This window comes from Mesorhizobium sp. WSM4829 (genome assembly GCF_055811475.1).
Genome location: NZ_JBVVQJ010000003.1, coordinates 1 through 20,510 on the forward strand (window position 1 = coordinate 1; position 20,510 = coordinate 20,510).

Below are 20,510 nucleotides of genomic sequence, written 5' to 3' on the forward strand. Positions count from 1 at the left end.
GCGCTGATCAGTCCGGCCCATGCCGGAGAGCACGGCGTCCAATGCCGTCAGCTACACCACGCCAGTGGGCACGATCACGGGATCGCCAACGGTTTATCGAACTCTCTCCGGAGACCCTCAGGAATGGCCTGCTGCCTAGGGAGTCGGTCAATCGACTATTCAAGGGGGAAGCAAAAGCTAAGACTGTTTGGGTCCGCTTTTGGCCGCTAGTAGTGGCAAGGCGCGTGTCACATGGTGCGGTGAGCATCGACGGCCTTCCCGAATTGGTCGCGCCTGTGGTTACCGAGGCACTGCTTGACCGCGAGGGCAAGATCTCGCCGCGACGCAACGCGATTGCGCGTGACTTGCTGACGCCGCTACCTTCTGACGAGTTCACTATCGGTGCTGTAGATGCCTTAGATAGCTTCCTGACCGCGGAGCCGCTGCAAGCGGGCGACACTTCGGATTGGGCGGCCTATTTGGCGCATTGTCGCAAAATGGTGGACGCCGTGGCCAAGGGCTGGCCAGAAGGAGATCAATATTACCGCGCAGCCGGTTTTGGCTTGCTGGAGCTAGCCGAGGACGCTTCGGCGACAGTGCGTAATATCTTGCACCTATACGACAAAATCCTAGCCGATCGTCCGGGCGCGCCGCTCCTCGCCAAGATTGTCTCACCAGCGAAGCCTTCGCTCGCTGACCGCAAGATAGAGAAAGCACTTGCCCGTCGTCTGGGTCATTCCAATCCCCATTTCCCATTGGCTGAGCAGCAGCGACAGGTTCTCGCCTGGCTGGACGCTGCAGCGCCAGGCGATGTAGTCGCCGTCAACGGTCCGCCGGGGACGGGTAAGACACCCTCCTTCTTTCGGCGGTGGCCGGACTTTGGGTTCGTGCAGCATTGAATGGCGGTGATCCACCTGTGATAGTGGCTACGTCGTCCAACAATCAAGCAGTCACGAACATCATCGACGCTTTTGGTAAGGATTTCGCCGACGGGCCGATCGCGGGGCGCTGGCTGCCCGAAGTCGGCAGCTTTGGTATATTCTTGCCTGCAAATTCTCGACGGCAGGAGGCGGCAGAGAAATATCAAACCGAGGACTTCCAAACTCGGATTGAAACCATCGATGGCTTTCAGGCAGGGAAAGATGCGTGGCTAGTTTCTGCCAGAGCGGCTTTCCCTGACGTTCAGGGAGAGGTCGCCGACTATGTCGCTGCCACTCAGCGAGATATTGCCCATCAGGTGGCAAAACTTGAGGAGGCTGACCGCAGCCTCGAACATCAATCTTTGGCGATGGACAAAGCGCAGCTACTTGGAGCCGACCCGGCGGTAGCAGAAGCGCGTGCACAGGCAAGTGTCAGCGACTGGGCCCTTGTGGTCGAAAGCATGCAACGCCACCACGCTGCGTTCGCCCGCCAACAAGCCCAGGAATCCAGCCTCCTGGCGCTGTTCAGCTTTCTCCCGGGCATTGAACGAAAGCGAGTTCTCAGGGCGCGCTTGACGCTGGGAGGTCTTTCCGGGTTTGAGGGGCTGAGGCGTGTCTCTGAGATTGACCAACTCCTAGGGCAGACGCTCCGAAAGGCCGAGGGCGAACATGCCTCGGCAAATAAAGCTTTGACTCGCATCAGGAAGGTGCTGGCGGAGATCAGCGCCGCCCAATCCGCTCGAAAACAGGCGTTGATGTCGCTCCACGGAGGGGATGTGCTGGAGGAGGGCTTGGAGGATCGTATTGACGTCAACCAACGTTTCGAGCTTTTCCGACTTGCCACCCACTATTGGGAAGGCCGCTGGTTGATGGCGATGGAAGCCGACTTGGCAGCGATCGTCGGCTCTGCCGCGAAAAGAGGCCGATCCGCTTTGGTCCTTCGCTGGCATCGGCGCATGATGCTGACCCCTTGCGCAGTTTCAACCTTCGCCAGCCTCCCTTCGAAGCTTTCTTACAGCCGCCGAGACGGAAGCGAATGGTCCAATGAGTTCCTTTACGATTTTGTCGACCTACTTATCATCGATGAGGCGGGCCAGGCCTTGCCGGAGGTCGCGGGCGCTGCCTTCGCTTTGGCCAAGCGCGCCCTGGTCATCGGCGATTTGAGGCAGATAGAGCCGATCTCCGCCATACCTCGCCCCGTCGACGTTGGAAATCTACGCGAGGCTGGTTTGCTCCGTTCGGATGCAGACATCCAAAGCATCAGTGCCACGGGCCTTTGCAGCACATCAGGCAGCGCTATGGGGCTCGCCCAACAAGCCTGTCGCATTTCGCCTTGGCCAGACCTAGGTCCGGGCCTTTGGCTGTTTGAACACCGCCGTTGCTATGATGAGATCATTGAGTACAGCAATGCCCTTTGCTACCAGGGCAAGCTTCGCCCCCGTCGCGGGCCCGTGCCAAGCGATGCGCTCTTGCCTGCCATGGGATACGTTCACATCGACGGAAAGGCGGTTCGTGCGAGCAGTAGCCGCTCAAACCCCACCGAAGCTCACACCATCGCGAATTGGATCTCTCAAAACCGTCTCTCTTTGGAGGCGCGGTACAATCGCCCAATAGAGGAAATCGTCGGCATTGTTACACCATTTGGAGCTCAGGTCCGCGAGTTGCTCCGCACAAAAGATCCTAGTCTCGGGGCGCTTGGGTATAACAATCGGCACCGTCCACGCACTTCAAGGTGCCGAGCGCCTGGTGGTAATTTTTTCTCCTGTCTATTCCAAACATGCCGATGGTGGTTTCATCGACGCTTCTCCCAGCATGCTGAACGTAACCGTGTCACGCGCCAAAGACAGTTTTCTAGTGTTCGGAGACATGGATGTGCTGGCGAGCGCGGTACCTGGTTCGCCTCGTGCATTGTTGTCGGCCTTCCTTGATAAACCTGGTCGAGAGCTCAATTTCGATCCGGTGCCGCGCGCCGATCTACATGGGAGCCAAAGACAGTTGCAAAGTCTGCGTGACGCTGCACAACATGACGCGTTCCTGTTGGATGTGTTGTCTGCCGACGCGCGCCGCTATCTGATCGTAAGCCCTTGGATCAAGCTGCGAACGATGGAGCGTACAGGCATTTTGAAGGCCTTGGAGTTAGCCGCCGCCCGGGGTGCCAAGATCGACATCTACGCCGACCCCTTGTTGAACGCCGACCTGACGCCTGGTGGCGCCAAGCAGATAGACGAAGCTGACGGGGCGCTGAGACAGATTGGCGTCACGCTGCACCGTCTTGAGAAGCTTCACAGCAAGATTGTCGCCGTCGAGGATGACCTTCTCTGCGTAGGGTCATTCAACTGGCTAAGTGCCGATCGAGAAGGCCAATATGCACGTCATGAAACCAGTTACATCTATCGAGGCGACGATGTAGAGGCCGAAGTCCGCGTGACGAGGGATGACTTGAAACGGCGCACTAAATAACCGGTGGGTGTCTATCGGATAAAACGAGCCACACGCAGCAATGCGCCTGATGTCGGCCGTTGAGGTCAGCTTCGCCACCGCCTGAAAGCAGACCTTGCGGGGGACCACGCTGGAGGTCGCGGTTGCGCCAATTGCCGACCTTCCTGGCGCTTCTCCAGAGCCGCCGTTCGCGCTTGAGTTGACCCAATCCGGCCATCCGCGATCGAGCAGGGTACGACGGAAGTTGACCGCTAACGCGACATTGATTCCACTGAACATCACCGGTCATGTAACCGCAACCTTGTCCGCGACAAAAAGGTACCGATTGAGGCTGAAGAAGAACTTTCCCTGCTTGCCAAGTTCAGAAAACTCAGCAAGCCAAGCGTTTGCTTCCTCCTGGGACACGCCTCTGCGCCCGACTACAAAGGACGCCATGATAGCCAGCATGCGTCTGGCGTAGGTATTGTCGTGGTACTCGGGATTGAACATCGGAATCACATCGCGTTGTCGAATCGTGAACCCGGCGTCGCGGAGCTGCCCCGACAAGGTCCGGGGTAGCCCGCCGTGTACAAAATGTTCGTCCCAAGCCGAAAGCACCCGCTCCATGCGCGGCTGATCGCCCGTGTAAATTACCAACGAATCGTAGTCCGTATCCAGAGCAACCACGCGACCGCCCGGGCGCGTTACCCGGTAAAGCTCCGCGAGCGCTGCCGGAATATCGGCAACATATTCGTAGACCTGAGTTGATACGGCAGCATCGAAATCATCGTCCGGATAGGGCAGTTTGGTTGCCTCCGCCCGCAGGAATTCGGCCCAAGGCCGATTGGCGCAACGTTTTCTGGACATGGCCAGCATGTCGTCGCTGATGTCGATACCGCACACACGGCCGTCGGGCCCGACGGAAGCTGCCATGTCATAAGCCAGGAGTCCGGGGCCAGAACCGATGTCGAGAATCCGTTCGCCCTCCCTCAGCTGCAGTGCCTTCAGCACTTGGCACCGCTGTTCGACCACGTCGGGAGTCAAATAGAGCGCTTCGACCTTTCGGCTGGTCTCTTCGTCAAATTCCAGCCCGCCGCTCATTTTTGATGTGCCCTCTCTCCACTGGGCGCTAGCCGCCGCGAAAAGCATGTGGCTTCAGATTATCACGTCCGCCTTCCGACGATGAGTCTCTTTGAGAGCATTGCAGTCCCATGGCAGCGGGAGCAACTCGCCGTAAAAAGCGGCTCGAGCATTGCTAGCTATGCGGGAACAATCCGGCAATTGGAGATTGATGGCTGCTTTCCGCTTTCCACCCGATTGAGGCGTAGAACGCTCCATCGCGGTATAATCCGAGCCCAAGTGCCGGCCGTCTCGGCCGCGCCAGCTTCTGACCTTGGCGAATAGCATCTCGAACGTCGTGTTTGGACCGCACGGCGGACGTTCGCAAATGCGATCGCTGCTGCTCTCGTGATCGAGCAACGAGAGCATTGGTCTCGGAAGGGCGGCGCCGTGATGGTGTCATTGGGGATTGGCGGGGATCGCACCTTCGACCGAACTCTCAGGCCTGAACCCAAGACGAACGGGCGTGCGTCGGCGATCATTCTTGGGGATGGTTTTCCTCAACGAGTTGCCAAACCGCCAGAAACAGCGCGGCGACCACAGGTCCCAAGACGAAGCCGCTGATGCCAAGGACACTGAGCCCGCCCAAGGTGGAGAAGAGCACCAAGTAGTCGGGCATCTTCGTCTGGCGACCCACTACCATTGGCCGCAAGACTGTCTGACATGCTGATCACGAAAGTCCCGAATGCCAAGAGGATCAGTCCCTTGATCCAGGCCCCGCCGACGATGAGGATCACTGCCGCCGGCACCCAGATCAGGGCTGTGCCTACAGCAGGCAGGACTGATACCATTGCCATCACAGCGCCCCAGAACACTGCCCCGTTTATGCCGAGAACGGCGAAGATCAAACCGCCGAGCGCACCCTGAACCAACCCGACGATGAACGTTCCCTTCAGCGTGGCAATCGACACGTCGGCGAACTTTTTGAAGAGGAGCTGCTTCTGATTAGTCGGGAGTGGCACCGCTCTGAACACTTGCCGGTACATGTCCTCTCCGTCCCGAAGAATGAAAAACAGGAGATAGAGCATCAGGAAAAAGTTGATCAGAAAGGCGGCTGCGTTCTGGCCTGCGCTGAGGAACAACGAAAGCACGAATTCGCTACTGCGTAGTATCGCCGATTGGAGCTTTTCAGTGATGCGCCGAGATCGATCCCGATCCCTGTCATCAATTGCCCAAGCTCAGGCTGGAACAGGTTTCCAGTCTGAGAAGCTCCGCGCCAGGATCGACGGCGCCACTCTGGATGCGGGTGTAGAGCGACACGCCCTCCCGGATGACCATGGAGCCCAGGAGAAGCGCCGGGATCTGGACGAAGACGAAGATCGCCAGCACCGTCAACGCGGCCGCAAGGCTGGGCCGCCCGGATAGCCGCGAGTCGATCCATTTCATCAGCGGGTGGAACAGAATGCCGATCACGATGGCCCAGAATATCGGCTGCCAGACGACACCCAGGACCTTCGCAAGCGCGACGGTTGCACCTATGGCCAATAGGATCAGGATGGCGTTGGGACTCAGGGACAACGCCTTGGCTCCTCCTTAAAATGGTGCAAAGGGCCAAGCCCATGCAGTGCGGCTTTCAAGCACCGAGCGCGATCGTAAGTGCAACAATGGCGCTTCCGAGGACGGCCATTGCGAGGCCGGTCAGCCAGGGGGCGATGTTCCTCGCACGGACGAAGTCCGATCATAGTTACATAGCGCCATCCTTCGCGCGAGCGGTAGGAACCGTTGTCGGGGCCAATTGCTCAATTTTCCACCATCGCGGAATAGCCGTTCAGAGAAATGTGGCTGAAGATCGTTGAGGCGTACGCGAATGGCAAGATCGCGCCGATACTGTTGAAAAAGTCCGTGACCAAGCGCAGGATTGTTCGTCGTCTCCGCGTGGCTTGATCGCGGCGGGGGAAAGCCGCCCAGATAGTCAACGTCAGGTCACGACGCGTTGAAGGCACTGGCAGAGGCCAGCACAAGCGAGCACTAGACACGCTGCGGGCGACGAGCATACCTCGCTACGCCGGCGCATCGACCGATCGCAACTGAACGGAGGTGAACAATGAGCACGACACGTCCAGCCGGGCCAATAGCCGGCAGAATGATGCTTCATGCGCTGGCACGGAACTGGTGGCTGATCCTGCTGCGCGGCATCTGTGGGATTCTGTTCGGCGTGCTGACCTTCATCTGGCCGGGTATCTCGCTTGTGACGCTCGTCCTGCTCTACGGCGCCTATGCGCTCGTCGACGGCGTGCTGGCGCTCACTGCAGCCATCAAGGGCGGGGCGCCGGCGCCGCGATGGTGGCTGGCGCTAGTCGGCGTGCTCGGCATCCTTGCGGGTCTGGTCGCGATGGCCTTGCCGGGCATGACCGCGATCGTGGTTGTCTTGTTTATAGCAGGCTGGATGATCGCCACCGGCGTCATGCAGATCATCGGCGCGATCCGGCTCAGGAAGGAGATCGACAACGAGTGGTGGCTGGTCGCGGCGGGAGCGCTATCCGTGCTGGTCGGCGCGATCATCGCGATAGCTCCGGGCGCCGGGGCGCTCGGTCTGCTCTGGGTCATCGGCGCCTATGCCATCGTCTTCGGCGTGATGCTGGTCGGGCTGGCGTTCCGGCTGCGCAGGCACAGCCATGAGGGCCACGCCCATGGGGCGGCCGCATAATGCCGGACCCGCTTCCCTCCCGGAACGAAGGCGTGGCGAAGTCGGCCGTCCGCGACTTTGTCGCGAGGGTGACGAAGGACGGCGGCCCGGACTGCGTGCCGCCGCCGAACGCATCGCGCCAACCTTGACCGCTACCAGATCGTCAAAGGTTGGCTCGACAAGAATGGCAATCTGCACGAGAAAATCTACGACGTCGCATGGTCGGGCGACCGCAAGCCAGGCGGCGACGGCAAATTTCGTTCGGTAGGCAGCACCGTCGATGTGGAGAATGCGACCTGGACGAATACGATCGGCGCGCCCGAGCTCATCAAGGTGTGGAAAGACCCAGAGTTCGACCCGAGCTTGCCCGCCCTCTACTGCGACCGAGTGATCGAGATCCCGACGCCGCGCCGGACTGCCTACGATGCCAAGCGATATTGGGTCGACTCTCTGCCGGGGACAGCAATGACGATCACCGAGCGAGCCTACACATCGCCGATCTGGTACACGCCGCTGACCCGCGCGGTGTCGCAATTCACCCGTTTCCAGACCTTCTTCCAACAAAACAGGAAGGCCTGGCTTGGGTCACGTCACGACGTTACTCGCACCGACTTGAAGGTCAGCTATTGAAGATCCGAGGGCCAAAGCTGCCAGTCCGCTGTCGGCCCCAAAGCGGACGTGCATGGCGCGAACTGGACGTCGACAGAACCAGCTACGCTTGATCGACCTGCAGCGTTTCCTCGGACTATACTCGTTCCAACGAAGTTGGGGCTATGTCACCTTTTCGACCGGCGCCAACCAGCCGCGCGCGCCTCGTCTTCCGAACAGAACATTCGCTCACCCTTGGCAGGGCTGATCACTGTCTCGTTATAGAAACGCTGGCCGGGGAGGTGGTAGATTCGAACGCTCTTGTTGCTGATGTTGCCCTTGATGTCGCATGAGCCGGAGAGCAGTCGAACTGGATTCGTGGCTTCACGCTTAGGCGCCTGCTGCGCGGCACGCGATTCCCACGGAGGCTGAAACTCGCCTTGCCAGATGCCTCGCTTCGCCAGCCGAGCTTCGTCCTGATAGCTCGCGAAGGCGCCGCCCGAATGGAGCGGCCAGTCCATTGCGTGCCCAGCGCTGACCAGCCATGCGGCCACTGCCGCGCCATCGGAACGATAGCAGTCGCCTACGAAGCGGCCGTAGCGATCCCACTCTGCAAATGTGCAAGTCACGGGCCGGGACTTCGCCATCAAGCCCCAAGCGCTTTCGCGGCTGACTGGCCGCAGCGGTAATTCTTACCCTTGGCGTTCTGGCAGAGCTGAGCGCTCTCAGGCGCATCGATGCCATTGAACCGCACTCTTGTGCCAGAGATGTCGATCGTGTCTCCGTCGATGATGGTAGCGCGGCCTGAGATGGTGTTGTCTGAAGTTGATAGTGCGCTTGGCACCTGCGGTGTTGTCGGCGAAGTTGTTGCCGCTGGTTCAGGACGCGGCTCCGCGAGATAATCGCCTAGAATCCAGCCCGAATAGTTCCCGTAAGAAACGTAGTGCCAAGGCCCTTCGCGCCTTGACGACAATACTGCAGAGCCAGCTGGGACGGTGAGCACAATCGGCGACTCAGCCGACGGGGATGTCCGTAGCCGAAAATTTGCGGTGCTATTAAGTGTCTTTTCAACGGAAGAGGCAGGCCCTGCATAAGCTTCTGGAACCTGGGAGGCCCCCGGGTCCGGTTCTGCGATCGCGGGTTTTAGGTTCGGCTGTTCAGACCCGTCCGTCGGGGAGCGCCCACTGGCAATCTTGGTTTCGTTGGACGGGTCGCCGCACCAGACAAGTCCAGCACCAATGGCAAGTAGCAGAAGCGCGATAGGGCCTTTCGAAGACGGCTTGGTTTGAAAAGCATCACGTCGGGATGGCGCGCCAGGCGCTGACTGCCGCTTGGAAAAAACACCCTTCGAATACGAAAGACCAGTGCCGGGGATGATCACACTAAGGCGCTTTTTGCCTGTTGTGCTAATTATACCCGGGCCCTTTCGGTCCAACCCGAACGCTGGCACTTTTCGCGCTGAGATTTATGCGGACTCCTGGCTCAATCCTTACAGATTTCCGAAATCGGAATGCCATCCCCCAAGCGCCCCGTGACCATGATGTGGCGAAAGCGATCGGGAGTCGAGTCAAACTGACGAGGGTTACGAAGAGGTTCGAAAAGGTCGCGATCGCTCCAGGAAAAAACCTTTCGGTGATTGTAACTCTTCTATTTACTGCAACGAAAAGTACCGGCTTGCCGAAATCCTCCTAACAACGCAAACTCATGAGAGGGGTGGAGAGGGCTGGCTTTGTATTTCCTGTCATGCGCGGCGGCGCTGGTAATTTTACTGCGCGTGAGTGCGCCGGCAGACGCAGCCAATAAGCCGTGCAGCGGAAGCAAAGGCGGAATCTCACATTGTCAGGGCAGCAAGTTTGTCTGCAATGACGGGTCGATCAGCGGAAGCAAGAAGATCTGTTTAGGCTACTGGTCAGCTCGAGGGTCAGTTGGACTGCTTGGTGCTTCCTCTTCCGAAATGTTGCCGATCGCAGGCGAATCCGACTGCTCCTGCCGCTCTGGCACATACTGCACTGGCCCTCGCGGAGGTCGGTATTGCCTGAGCGACAGCGGCAAGAAGAGCTACCTGCGAAATTAAGTGCGTTGTGGAGAGCGGAAGTTGCACACAGTGATTGGGCGCCGAACTTCAACCCTGCTGATTGCACTCGGGATGCTCATCGCGCCAGCGGCAGCGGAGGAACTCATCGGCACGGGTACCGCCTTTCTGATTAATCCCGAGGGTTGGGCGGTAACAAACGCTCATGTGGTCAAAGATTGTACACGGGTCACTGCAACAGGCGGGTCCGCGACATCGGACGTCAAGATGGATGTGAGGAACGATCTCGCCGTTTTGAGAATCAGCGCTGTCTCGGCCGGCGTCATCCGCCTTCGGCATGCTGGCGCTCGCCTAGGCGAAGATATTGCAGCGTTCGGTTATCCACTCGGATCGGTTCTCTCTTCATCGGTGAAGGTTACGACCGGCAATGTAAATTCGTTGATGGGGTTGGGCGACGACACTCGTTACCTTCAGATATCGACGCCCATTCAGCCGGGTAACTCTGGCGGCCCGGTCGTCGATCGCCGTGGTGCTCTTGTCGGCATCACAACGTCGACGTTGAAGCCGGAGGCGGGCGGTGGCGCACTTCCCCAGAACGTCAACTTCGCGCTACGTGCCACCTTGCTGCAAACCTTCCTCGATAGCCGGGGCATAAAGTTCGAATATGCGCCTGAAGATGCGGCCGAACTTCATACCGCGGACTTGGCAGACAAGGTGCAGCCGGCGGTCGTTCAACTTTCCTGTTACGGTACCAACGCTGAGCCGGCGCAAACCGAGGTAGCAGCCGCCACCAGGGTTCCGGCTCCTGACCCATATCGACCCATGCGGCCCTTCAGCATCTTGGATAACCACGACGTCGTCGGCTTCGATTATGCAACCCTCAGAAACGTCAGCCAGCAACAATGCCAGCAAGCTTGTAGCGAAGACGGTCAATGCAACGCCGTGACTTACAACAAGCGGGAGCGCTTTTGCTTCTTGAAGGATGACGCCAAAATTCTAGTCAAGAATTCGGACGCGTTTGCGATGGTCGTTGAGCCCCTTAGCTCCCAGGTGAAGTTCTCGAGCTTCATCATCGGTTCTGGAAAAGACATGCCTGGAGGCGACTACAGGCGCCTGAAGACCAATTTTCTCGGATGCTATCTCGAGTGTGAGGTCAACAACATTTGCCGCGCATTCTCGTATGTTCGAAAAAAGCGAGAGTGCTGGCTGAAGCACAGTATCGGACCTGTCTCCGTAAAGCCCGGCGTGGACAGTGGGATGAAATGACCCTTGCGAGGGTGGCGCAAGGGCTAACTGGCTTAGCGTAGAAGCAGGGTGGCTATGGCCGATCACATCTCGAAACCTGTCAGATCGCTTTCTGCCCAAATCATGCCAGTCCGCAATGCGCCTCTTCTCGGGCGCCAGCTTGAACGACTTGTCCAAAAAGAGACGTCGCCGCCGTAGACGACCACGATGGGCAATAGCCGTTGCCGGAGGTCGGGACTCAGTTGGACTCCATGCCTTTTGGAGGATCGGCCCGATTGCGATCATGCAACCGCTCCTCGAGAGCGGTCACTCCTTCACGATCCAAAGCTCTACTTCTCGTTCGTATGCGGAACGGATCGCAATGGTATCTTACAGGCCACAAACATCGCGGCTATCCGGCCGCAGCTGTGATAAGTTGGGGTATGGGCAGGCAATGATCGAAGTACGCAAGCTCGCGGCAATCCTAGTGGCGGACATCGTCGGCTTCAGCCGTCTGACGGCGAGCGACGAGGATCGTACGCTCGCCCGCATCCGCGCGCTGCGAAGCGACCTCGTCGATCCGACCATCGCAGTTCATCGGGGCCGGGTCGTGAAGAGCACCGGCGATGGCGTGCTCTGCGAGTTTCGGAGCGGCGTTGACGCCGTCCGCTGCGCAATGGAGCTGCAGGCAGGAATGCTTGAGCGCAATTCCGGATTGCCGGCAGAGCGTCGAATTGAACTGCGCATCGGTATTCATATCGGCGATGTTGTCGAGGAGGCGGATGGCGACTTGATGGGCGATGGCGTCAATATCGCTGCTCGTCTAGAAGGCATAGCGAAACCAGGAACCATCTGCCTGTCCGAAGATGCCTACCGTCAGGTGCGGAGCCGGCTCGACCTCGCGGTTTGTGATCTCGGCGAGAGAGTCCTTAAGAACATTGCTGAGCCGATGCGTGTGTATGCGCTGGAGGCCGGTACGCCTCCCCGTCGCGAGCCACCTGTCTTAACCGGAGCAACACCGGCTCCGCTCGCCCTTCTCGACAAGCCGTCCATCGCCGTGCTGCCCTTCATCAACATGAGCGGCGACGCCGAACAGGAGTTCTTTACCGACGGCCTGACAGAGGACATCATCACCGATCTCTCGAATGTACCGGGCTTCTTCGTAATCGCCCGCAACTCCACCTTCGCCTACAAGGGCAAGCCTAGTGATGTCCGTCAGATCGCTCGCGATCTAGGGGTAAAGTACATACTTGAGGGCAGCGCACGGCGATCCGACAAGCGTTTGCGTGTTAATGTGCAGCTAATCAATGGGTCGGAAGGCGGCAATCACGTCTGGGCTGAGCGCTTCGACCGCGATATCGCCGACATCTTCGACGTTCAGGACGAGGTCACGCGACGCGTTGTTGAAGCGATTTCTGGCAAGCTTGGTGAAAAGAATATTGTTGTCCGTTCCCGACCATCAAATCTCGAAGCCTATGATCTTTGTGTTAGATCGCGAGGCAAATGCAACATTTCGAGGTCAGACAACCGTGAGGCGTGTGCTGATTTGGAACGTGCCGTTCAGATCGATCCAAACTATTGCGAAGCGCACAGCAATCTTGCCATCTCACTGCTATTTGGCTGGATTATCTGGGGAGAACCACAGATACCCGGCCGCGCAAAGGCTCTGATGCACGCGCAACGAGCCGTGGAAATCGATCCCGGCGATTCCCACGCTCACAGGATCCTGGGCTGCGTTCAGCTTTATGAGCGCAATTGGGATGAAGCAAAATTCCATTTCGATGCCGCCGTTCGGCAAAATCCCAACAATGCAGATGCCGTTGCATGGATGGGTGAGCTTCAAATCTACTTAGGCAAGCCGCAAGCGGCGCTGACCGCTTGTGCAGAGGCGCTCCGTTTAAATCCTCGTCCACCCGGATGGTATTTCTGGATCATGGGAATGGCGCAGATTTCCTCCGGTCACTACGAAGAAGCTGTTGCGTCCTTGAGCAGGGAAGAAACCTACGGGACGGGTTCGAGGGAACATCTGATTGCCGCACTTGCCCTTGCCGGCCGCGTTTCTGAGGCACAGGAGGAAGCCCGCCTATTTCTTGCGGGCAATCCAAATTGGAGGTTCGGTGATCTGGCGGCGAACTCACCCTTTAGGAGCATGAGCATTGCGCAGCCGTTTGTTGATGGCTGGCGTCTGGCGGGCCTGCCGGACTAGGCGTATTTTGGCGGCGGTGAAATATCCGCACGCTACGAGGCGGACGTAGCGGCGCCGGAGCGAGGCTTGCGAAAGCGCAATACCGACCGGTCCATCCCTGTAAGTTGCCATCCCAGTTCCGGCCAAATGCGACGATGACCGCTTTAGGGGCGAAACGTTCATCAGCTGCGGTCGCCAAAGAGTTTTTATCCGATGCATTCGCCTAGTGTAGTGAGAGTTCACGCAACCTGCTGGGGTTTGACACACTGCAAGTATCTGAAATTGTTCAAGTGATAGCTGAGAACCAAAACTGCGAGGTTGACAGCTTTGGAAAATATCCGCCGAGAGAACGAGCGTTCAGCGGAAATATGCGGGGATGTGGTTGTCAGCTTTTCTATGCGAAGCCGCAGTTCTGCAGGATTGCTGCGCTCTCAAATCAACCCAGAGAATGTTGGGGCAGGGTGCAATGGCAGAGGGAGAGGAACTGTATTCCAACGTTCTCTCGCAGGATTTCGCTCACTTTCGCCATGGTTCGCTCCGTGAGGGGCTGAACCGCCTGCAGGTCTTACCGAAGGGCACGTTACAGAAGTTGAATCGGCTGTCGGGGTCAATGCGGGCATACGCCCAACTCGTTCGTATCAACGCTGAATCAGGGTTTGGATTGGGAGAACAGCAGCTCGGATACGGGCATCATCATCCTCCGCTCCAATCTTTTTGAGGTCTTCAGCCCGACATCTGCGAAGCGACGGATATCCTGTCGCGCACCAGGGCCGAAGACGGCTTTCCTTTTGGTCGCATAGTCCTTTGCCCGCCCAAAAATTTCCTGGCCAAAATCTGCTGCCTCTCAGGTCTCTCGGGACTTTTGGATGCTTAGCACGGTCAGGAAGAGCTCGTTATTCGCTTCGATAGAAATTCTGACAAGGCCTGGCACTAGAAATGAGACGTTCTGTGGCTGCGGCGAACTCGCCAGCGCTTTCGTGTCCGCGATCTGATACCCGCTGCTGCCTAAGGTCCAGGCAGTGAAATCGGCGTTCCTCCCAGCGAGCACTATGAGCTGTGCCTTATCGGCAGGCGTTGGAAACTGCATGATCGAGCGGTACCGCAAATGCAGCCCTCGCGCGTCGACATCGGCGGTCGCCCCGAGCCCGGTCATGTCAAACGTCCACAACATGATCTGGCCGTCGTCATACGGCATTGGGTAGGCGCCCGCGGGCAGATTGCCGAAGTCGATAGTGGCCATGACTTCCTCCGTATGGCGATGTCCTCGTTGCGATGTCGCCACTTCAAGATGACGTCAATGACGCACATCTGTTAGATTACGCCGGTTCGGTCAATTGAATCCGACATACACGCAAAGATCATGCAAGTGGCTTTGCACTCTCCGGTCCGCTCATCTCAAACTCTATTTCGGCATTGCCGACCTTGACCCTCAGACGGATCTCGGTGATCCCACTTGGAAAGAATTTCTGCAGATCCTGTCCCGCGGCTATGAACTTCTGTAACTCCGCCACTTGCTCACTAAACGAACGATCCACCGCCGCAGCCAAAACCTGGATTCCAAAGTATTTTACGGCGGCACTCAAGAACAGATCTCGAATAGCTTCGTTCCGCGCATCTTGCACGTCAGGACGGTTGCTCTCGGCAGCGGCTGTTTTCCAATCCTCCTTCTCTACCGCTGCAAAAAGCTTAGGCCATTTTGTCTTTGTGAATTTGGTGAGGCCCAGATTGAACATCATGTCGAGCAAGGCGTCCTGCGCATCTTCGGGGTATTCATCTAGCTCTGAAAAACGTATCTCGAGATCCGCTGCGGCACCTTCGAGGTTGGAGCGCAGCAACGCTTTGGCCTCATCCACTGGGATCGTAAGCTTCGTGAACTGCTTGTAGTAGGAAGCGGGGTGCCCGACCGGCTTGGACTTTATCAACGCCCATTCGTCACGCTTGGCCTTATCAGTCGCGTCATTGCCACCGTCTTTCATTGGAAGTGCCTCGGCCGCATTGGCGTCAGCAATCATCCGTCCGTAACCGATCGTAACCTTGCCCTTTGTGTCCAGATAGAAATGCTCAACAAAGCCTTCAAATCCCGCTGTGCGTTCTACAGCAGAGTCGCGGATTTCCATGATTATCCTCTCTTGTTGGGCAGTGCTGGTTCGTTGATTGTCGGCTACGGACCCGACGAAGGCGACCTCATGCTCTATTCAGCGGGATTTGCCTCATGACGACGCGCGGCATCTTCTCGCTGAAACTGGCTGCGCGGTACTGATGCATGCAAACAAGAGAATGCAAAACCACCTGGTTAGTGACGCGATCACAAGCCCCTCCCTGATAAACAATTCCCGCCCTTTAGCCGGGCAAGTCAGCTCCTATGCATTGGACGTTCTTAGATCGATGATGCGTGAGAATTGGCTCCTCTCCTCCAAGCGAGATTCGAATTGTTCCCTCTCACAGTTTGACGCATCAGACCCCTTGAAGTGATCAGCCGGCATGTATTCCACTTCTTGCACATAAAGCCCGTAGTCCACGTCCTGCCTGCGATGGGGCAGCGTAACTTTAACAACCCACCAGACTTCTGCACCTTTCCGAATTGGCCGCATGCGCGTGTACTCAATGGGCTTTCCGTCTTGGTCTATGACACGCCGCCACCGAATGGAACGGTCACTGTTGCGAGGAACATTGGTTTCCCGATGAGCGCGCATGAGGCGGAGATTGAGAAGCGGCAGATCTGTTGTGTGGCGCGCGTCCTCATGCACTTTGCCTGCTTCACTGCGATGAAAGCCGATCCCGTGAAGCTCGAACACAAACTCTCGGTCGTTGGAAAAGCGCACGCGCCCATCGCGACAGGGAGGAATTTGAACCGTTCGGGCAACCGGGCTCGACAATTCAAGCCCACCGACAGAGTTCGGCTGATAGCGAGCCAGCCCCATTTGAACAAACGGAAAGTATGCCGGGCCGTGGTCAATGGTTATGTCACACGTCCACATTCCCAGTTTCGCTTCTAGCTTTGGGCGATAACCCAGCACCGAGACTGCGATCGTCCCAGCGTCGCTATCGGCCTTTTGCGTCGGCGCCAGTGTTTCGACAGGATCCGTCGCAAGCGACAGCAGACAATTGGCGGCTTTTGCATCATAGCCGCTAAACCGATCAGCGGAGATTAGGTCGTCCAATTGACCAGAAAGGCGAATGGGGTCGGAACCCCACCGAGTTACGAACCGGTGCAGCTTCCCTGTCGCAACTTCAAGATTGCAGATATTTTTGCGGATTGCCTCGTCGGTTGACTGATTTTGCAACGTTGCGTCCGCGTTGACCAAATCTGCCGGCCAACAAACGATCCCAAGCATTTCGCCTTCACCCGCCGAGTGCCACGGCCGCTTGAGAAACACTTTCATGCTGCTCTCGCGTCGGAAGCGAAGGTCCCGATCGCCAAAATTTCCTTCGTCGATCCAGCGGAATAACGGAACAATGCTGTCAACATCCGGCGGAGCAGGTCTTATCGTCGATGGAATCCAGACGCGCACCTCGGAGCGGTCAAAGCTAGCCGATTGGGATTCGTACGGACCCAATTGGAATGCATCCTTCGGCGGCTGCGCCGGCGGGTAGAAATCTGTGTATCGGGAGGTGCCGATCACCATCAGCGTGAGATGACGGGCCTTGCCGTTCACAAAGGAGTGCGACAAAGCTCGCAAACCTTGCCGCTCGTCCCATAGCAAATCCATTTTTTTTGCACGATTGACGTCGTCGGCTGGAATATCGCGCACCTCGAAAAGCTTTGCGTATTGCCGCGGCGGATCGCTCTTCCACTCCTTGTTTTCGTTCGAAAATTTTTCGGATTCCGGGCCGAACTCAAGCCATCGCGCTTCGCACCGCAACTTTCCGGTCGACAGCCGATGGACGTCCAACTCTCCGACAAAGAACGTCGTCGCTCCACCCGGCACGCTCGGCCAACTAAGCGGATCTTGCCCGCTGTGCGCATCGACAAATTCCGCCCAGCTCTTCTGGGCCGCGCCCCCGTTGTCACCCGCAACGGTGACAACAACCGGATGCAACCGCCATTGCGATGGAGCGTCACCCGCCAGAAATTGCGGGGCCGAAATGGGCCGCTGCACGGCATGAACGAGTCTGACGTAGCGGCGCGAATTGAAATTCCTCAGGGGCGCGAGACTCAGTAGCTCTTCGTAGGCCTTTTCGGAATCGCCGCCCAAGAATTTCTGGACTTCCGCTTTCACCTTGTCGCGAACCTCACGCGAGGACGTGCGATCGACTTGAGCGAGCAGCTCTTTGAGCGACAAAGGCAAGTTGCGGAAAATTTCGTGGGTCTCTAGGGCCCGTCGAGTGTCGGATACTGACCAAATCGCCAGATCGACCGTTTCCGCAGGCTTAAGGGCTACATCAAGCTTGCTGACGCGAACGGTTCCGCCATGGACGTATGGCACGTGCTGTGACGTTGCGCTGTCGTCGAACCAACCGCGAAGCGTGGGTTTTTCGGCGCTGCCGGCCTTCTTGAGATGCAGATAGACCGGACCGGCATCCTCCGGTTGGGCGCTGTCACCCCAAAACGCAATACGCCGGCTGAGCGGACCAAAATCGGCTGCAGGTTGTTCTTGGCTGTCCACCACATGACAGAACGCGGCGCGCATCCTTCTGGCGAGTGGATCGGCGAAAAACTCGGACTTTGGCTGGTCGGCGACCACATCGAGTGCGAGCACCGAGCCTCGGCTCGGTTCGGATGCAATGGGAGCAACTGGCGCGGTCGGACACTCGGACGGATCGTTAAGTTTGGGAAACTCCCACCCCCCGTTCCGGGCAACCGGAAACGTTCCGGTCTGTGGATCAAGCTGCGCGCGATACCAGCCGGTCGAAAAAGCGCCGATCGGCTTGTTATCGAAATTGCGGTCGAAAACCCCTGCCTGCTCCGCAAGATCAAAGCTGACACGCGGCGGCACCAAAAAGCGCGCCGCAGCATCCGTGCCGTTGATGTCGCCGCTTCGAACGACGAGAACATCAATCGCCTCCCCAAGCCATTCGGAAGGGTCGCTTCCGACGACCCGCCCGTTCCAGAGTAACAACACGTCCGGCGCCTCGATTTTGTCTCGGCGGCGAAATTCGAACGGTGTCTTATGATCTTCGCCGAGAACGACCGATGCATTCGGATCCAGATATCGGCTGACGGCGTCGTCAAATTTTAGGCCGCATCCATTGATGAGGTTCAGACGGGCGCCCACCATGTACTTGCGGCCATCTCGCAGCGGAAGCGGTCGGCGATCGGACTGGCCGGGGACCGGCTCGGTTGGCAGATTCAATTCAAGATCGATGGCCAGATCTGTCGCGGGACTGGGCCAAACCACCCGGCAGTCCGCATTCGCCGGCGCGCCAGGGACAAGTTCGCTCGTGGCGGGGATCGCAAGACTCTGTCCGCCCCAGGTAAAGAGCTGCGGATGGGATACGGTCTGAACCTTTGTGGCCTTCACGGCAGGAGCCGGCTCAGTCGGCTCGTCCGGCGCCTCTTCTTCAACGGTGCGCTCGCCGGTCATCATGCGCGTGTGGCCGTCTTCACGATCGACCTGGTTCCGAATGCCCGGTAGCTGAAGATACGCTTGCGGAATATCGCGATAGCGATAAGAGCCATTGATATGGGCCCGGTAGGTGACCGACCTTGCCATCAACGGCGCCCAACGGGTCGGGTCCTGCCATTCGTCGTTCGGCTTGGCCAATGCAACATCAATCCGGTAACCGGTCGTCAATTTCTGAACATCAGTGAGATAGGGTTCGTTGGCCGCGGCTCGAATCGCGCGCGATTGACGCTCACTGTCAGCTTCCAAGATCGTGTGACCGACGACCGACCGGTCAATGAGCTCGATCCCGCGAGAGCGCAACGTTGGCAACGTAGTAGAAATCCGACGTTCCGAGAGACCGGAAGCGCTGCGAAAAACGACCTCCTCGGAATCCTTCAAAATGCCGATCACGCCGTTGGTGACGTCCAAGGTGTTCAGAACAAACCGCTTGGTGACGCCTCCCACCTCCAGCGGCGCGTTCAAATCCAGCACGCCTTCTTTGAGGTGATGGGTGCCATCGGGCTTTAGCGCGGCCACTTCGCTCAGGAGGCAGGGCCCAAAGTAAGCGGCCGGTGGGGCATTGGCCGCTGCCGGCCGATAGACAAACGTGGTCCAAAGCGGGCCGATCGCTTGAGGGCTGCCCCAATCCTTCGGATCGACGCCAGGAGGCGCGGGGTCAACGGCAATGACGCCGTACTGCCGCGCGCCGGCCCCCTCCTGGCTCTGCGAGGCAAGCGTTGCGAGCGGAACCTCCAGGTCGACGATAAAACCCAAAAACTTAGCGAGCGTCGGATACGACTGAATCGCACCGTACTTCCGCGTCGGGGCTTGCTCCTCTTCTTCACTTCGAAAATCGCCGTCGGTGCGGTCCACCGTACGCCAACCAACACACCATGCCTCCAGAAAGCGCGCGATTTCGGTACGCATGGTCTTCTGCAAAAGATCAAGTCTATTGGCTGCCGATTTTCCGGTGCTCCAGAATTCCGGGTCCCACACCTGCCGCAGGAAGAAGCGGCGGACTTGATCCATATCTCTTGCAGTGTCGGCCGCAATTTTTACCGGGTCGCTTTCGTTCATCACGCCCGGCGTTGGACGCCCTGCCAACCGATTGGCCAATGTTTTCATTTCGACGGCCACCGAGTCAGCTTCCCGTTGGGAGCGGGCCGCAGGGTTGGCTCGATTCGCAATCCGTTTCAATTGGTGAACGGAGTCGTTGCCGGGCACTCCGCCCAACCAGTCGGCAGTCAACATTTTCCAGAAATTGATGCTGAGCTCGCCTGCGTCATTTCCGCTTTTTGTCGCCTCACCGATATCCAACGATCGAGAAAACAGGCTGAGAGCAGTTGTGGCCGAGTACATCGCGTCGATCACGCCCGCCAGTTCAGCCGTTCCATAGTTCCCGTAGCGCCAATCAGTGGCCTGCGATGGCCAGCGCAGCATGTCGGCTTCGGCCTTGCTGAGAGCGTCGATCAATCGAATAAATTGCGCATCGACATCGCCATTCGGTGCGAAAATTCGCTTCCACAGCACGGTTGCTTGCGCGGCAAATCCATCAGCCGCGGCGCCGGCGATGTCCGGTTGGTAGATCTGCCGAAGATAGGCCGGCGCGACAATGCCGTATTTCGGATCTTTGCCGCCGGTGCTGTTGAGGCCTGCTGTGGCGATCCGCAATTGCCTGGTCAGGCGATGAACCTGCTGCGGCCACTCTCTGATGTCGACCGACAACACATTGGCAGCGGGCGACACGGCCGGCGTGATCGACAAGCTCAATCGGACAAAAGTCTGACCTCCAACAACCCTGATCCCGTCTGGAACAACGAGAAAATTCACGCCCACGCGAAACTTATCGGAATTCGACGCCATACTCGCCCCT

Annotated in this window: 12 protein-coding genes and 3 pseudogenes; 7 read left to right on the forward strand and 8 right to left on the reverse strand. The window is 58.1% G+C overall.

Annotated features, from left to right (window positions below):
- The first annotated feature begins 239 nt into the window (after positions 1-239).
- From AC0L17_RS03905 to AC0L17_RS03915, 3 genes and pseudogenes are all read left to right on the forward strand, one after another.
- Positions 240-878, forward strand: coding sequence for a hypothetical protein (locus tag AC0L17_RS03905; protein WP_473514833.1), 639 nt, complete (start codon positions 240-242; stop codon positions 876-878).
- A gap of 1,716 nt (positions 879-2,594) precedes the next feature.
- Positions 2,595-2,708, forward strand: a pseudogene (locus AC0L17_RS03910) (hypothetical protein); the annotation flags it as partial.
- Between the two features lie 57 nt (positions 2,709-2,765).
- Complete coding sequence (locus AC0L17_RS03915) at positions 2,766-3,359, forward strand: phospholipase D-like domain-containing protein (RefSeq protein WP_473515038.1); 594 nt, start codon at positions 2,766-2,768, stop codon at positions 3,357-3,359.
- 264 nt (positions 3,360-3,623) lie between these two features.
- Here AC0L17_RS03915 and AC0L17_RS03920 read toward each other — a convergent pair whose 3' ends face one another.
- From AC0L17_RS03920 to AC0L17_RS03930, 3 genes and pseudogenes are all read right to left on the reverse strand, one after another.
- Complete coding sequence (locus AC0L17_RS03920; protein ID WP_258118459.1) at positions 3,624-4,418, reverse strand: methyltransferase domain-containing protein; 795 nt, start codon at positions 4,416-4,418, stop codon at positions 3,624-3,626.
- 496 nt (positions 4,419-4,914) lie between these two features.
- Positions 4,915-5,527: pseudogene (locus tag AC0L17_RS03925) on the reverse strand (AI-2E family transporter).
- Positions 5,528-5,600: 73 nt separating this feature from the next.
- Positions 5,601-5,954, reverse strand: a complete 354-nt coding sequence (locus AC0L17_RS03930; protein WP_473514834.1) for an AI-2E family transporter — start codon at positions 5,952-5,954, stop codon at positions 5,601-5,603.
- A gap of 526 nt (positions 5,955-6,480) precedes the next feature.
- Between AC0L17_RS03930 and AC0L17_RS03935 the strand changes: the two genes are divergently transcribed.
- Both AC0L17_RS03935 and AC0L17_RS03940 read left to right on the forward strand, forming a co-directional pair.
- The gene (locus AC0L17_RS03935; protein ID WP_473514835.1) at positions 6,481-7,083 is read left to right on the forward strand and encodes an HdeD family acid-resistance protein; all 603 of its coding nucleotides are present in this window, start codon (positions 6,481-6,483) and stop codon (positions 7,081-7,083) included.
- Between the two features lie 117 nt (positions 7,084-7,200).
- A pseudogene (locus AC0L17_RS03940) lies at positions 7,201-7,575 on the forward strand (DUF3604 domain-containing protein); the annotation flags it as partial.
- A 263-nt stretch (positions 7,576-7,838) separates the two neighbouring features.
- Here the strand turns inward: AC0L17_RS03940 and AC0L17_RS03945 are convergent.
- Both AC0L17_RS03945 and AC0L17_RS03950 read right to left on the reverse strand, forming a co-directional pair.
- A complete protein-coding gene (locus AC0L17_RS03945; RefSeq protein WP_473515021.1) occupies positions 7,839-8,297 on the reverse strand; it encodes a thermonuclease family protein in 459 nt (152 codons plus the stop codon).
- A gap of 759 nt (positions 8,298-9,056) precedes the next feature.
- Positions 9,057-9,167 carry a DUF4236 domain-containing protein gene (locus AC0L17_RS03950; RefSeq protein ID WP_473514836.1) on the reverse strand — a complete coding sequence of 37 codons (111 nt, stop codon included), beginning with the start codon at positions 9,165-9,167 and terminating at the stop codon, positions 9,057-9,059.
- Between the two features lie 587 nt (positions 9,168-9,754).
- On the opposite strand from AC0L17_RS03950, the gene AC0L17_RS03955 reads away from it, so the two are divergent.
- Positions 9,755-10,948: a trypsin-like peptidase domain-containing protein gene (locus tag AC0L17_RS03955; protein ID WP_473515022.1), complete on the forward strand. Its 1,194-nt coding sequence runs from the start codon at positions 9,755-9,757 to the stop codon at positions 10,946-10,948.
- Between the two features lie 412 nt (positions 10,949-11,360).
- On the forward strand, positions 11,361-13,112 hold the full coding sequence (locus AC0L17_RS03960) for an adenylate/guanylate cyclase domain-containing protein (protein ID WP_473514837.1): 1,752 nt from the start codon (positions 11,361-11,363) through the stop codon (positions 13,110-13,112).
- An 823-nt stretch (positions 13,113-13,935) separates the two neighbouring features.
- On the opposite strand, the gene AC0L17_RS03965 is transcribed toward AC0L17_RS03960, so the two are convergent.
- The 3 genes from AC0L17_RS03965 to AC0L17_RS03975 form a co-directional block, all read right to left on the reverse strand.
- Positions 13,936-14,331 (reverse strand): hypothetical protein, encoded by a 396-nt coding sequence (locus AC0L17_RS03965; RefSeq protein WP_473514838.1) that lies wholly within the window; start codon positions 14,329-14,331, stop codon positions 13,936-13,938.
- Positions 14,332-14,449: 118 nt separating this feature from the next.
- The gene (locus AC0L17_RS03970; protein WP_473514839.1) at positions 14,450-15,208 is read right to left on the reverse strand and encodes a glycoside hydrolase family protein; all 759 of its coding nucleotides are present in this window, start codon (positions 15,206-15,208) and stop codon (positions 14,450-14,452) included.
- 243 nt (positions 15,209-15,451) lie between these two features.
- Positions 15,452-20,500, reverse strand: coding sequence for a hypothetical protein (locus tag AC0L17_RS03975; protein WP_473514840.1), 5,049 nt, complete (start codon positions 20,498-20,500; stop codon positions 15,452-15,454).
- Positions 20,501-20,510: the final 10 nt, after the last annotated feature.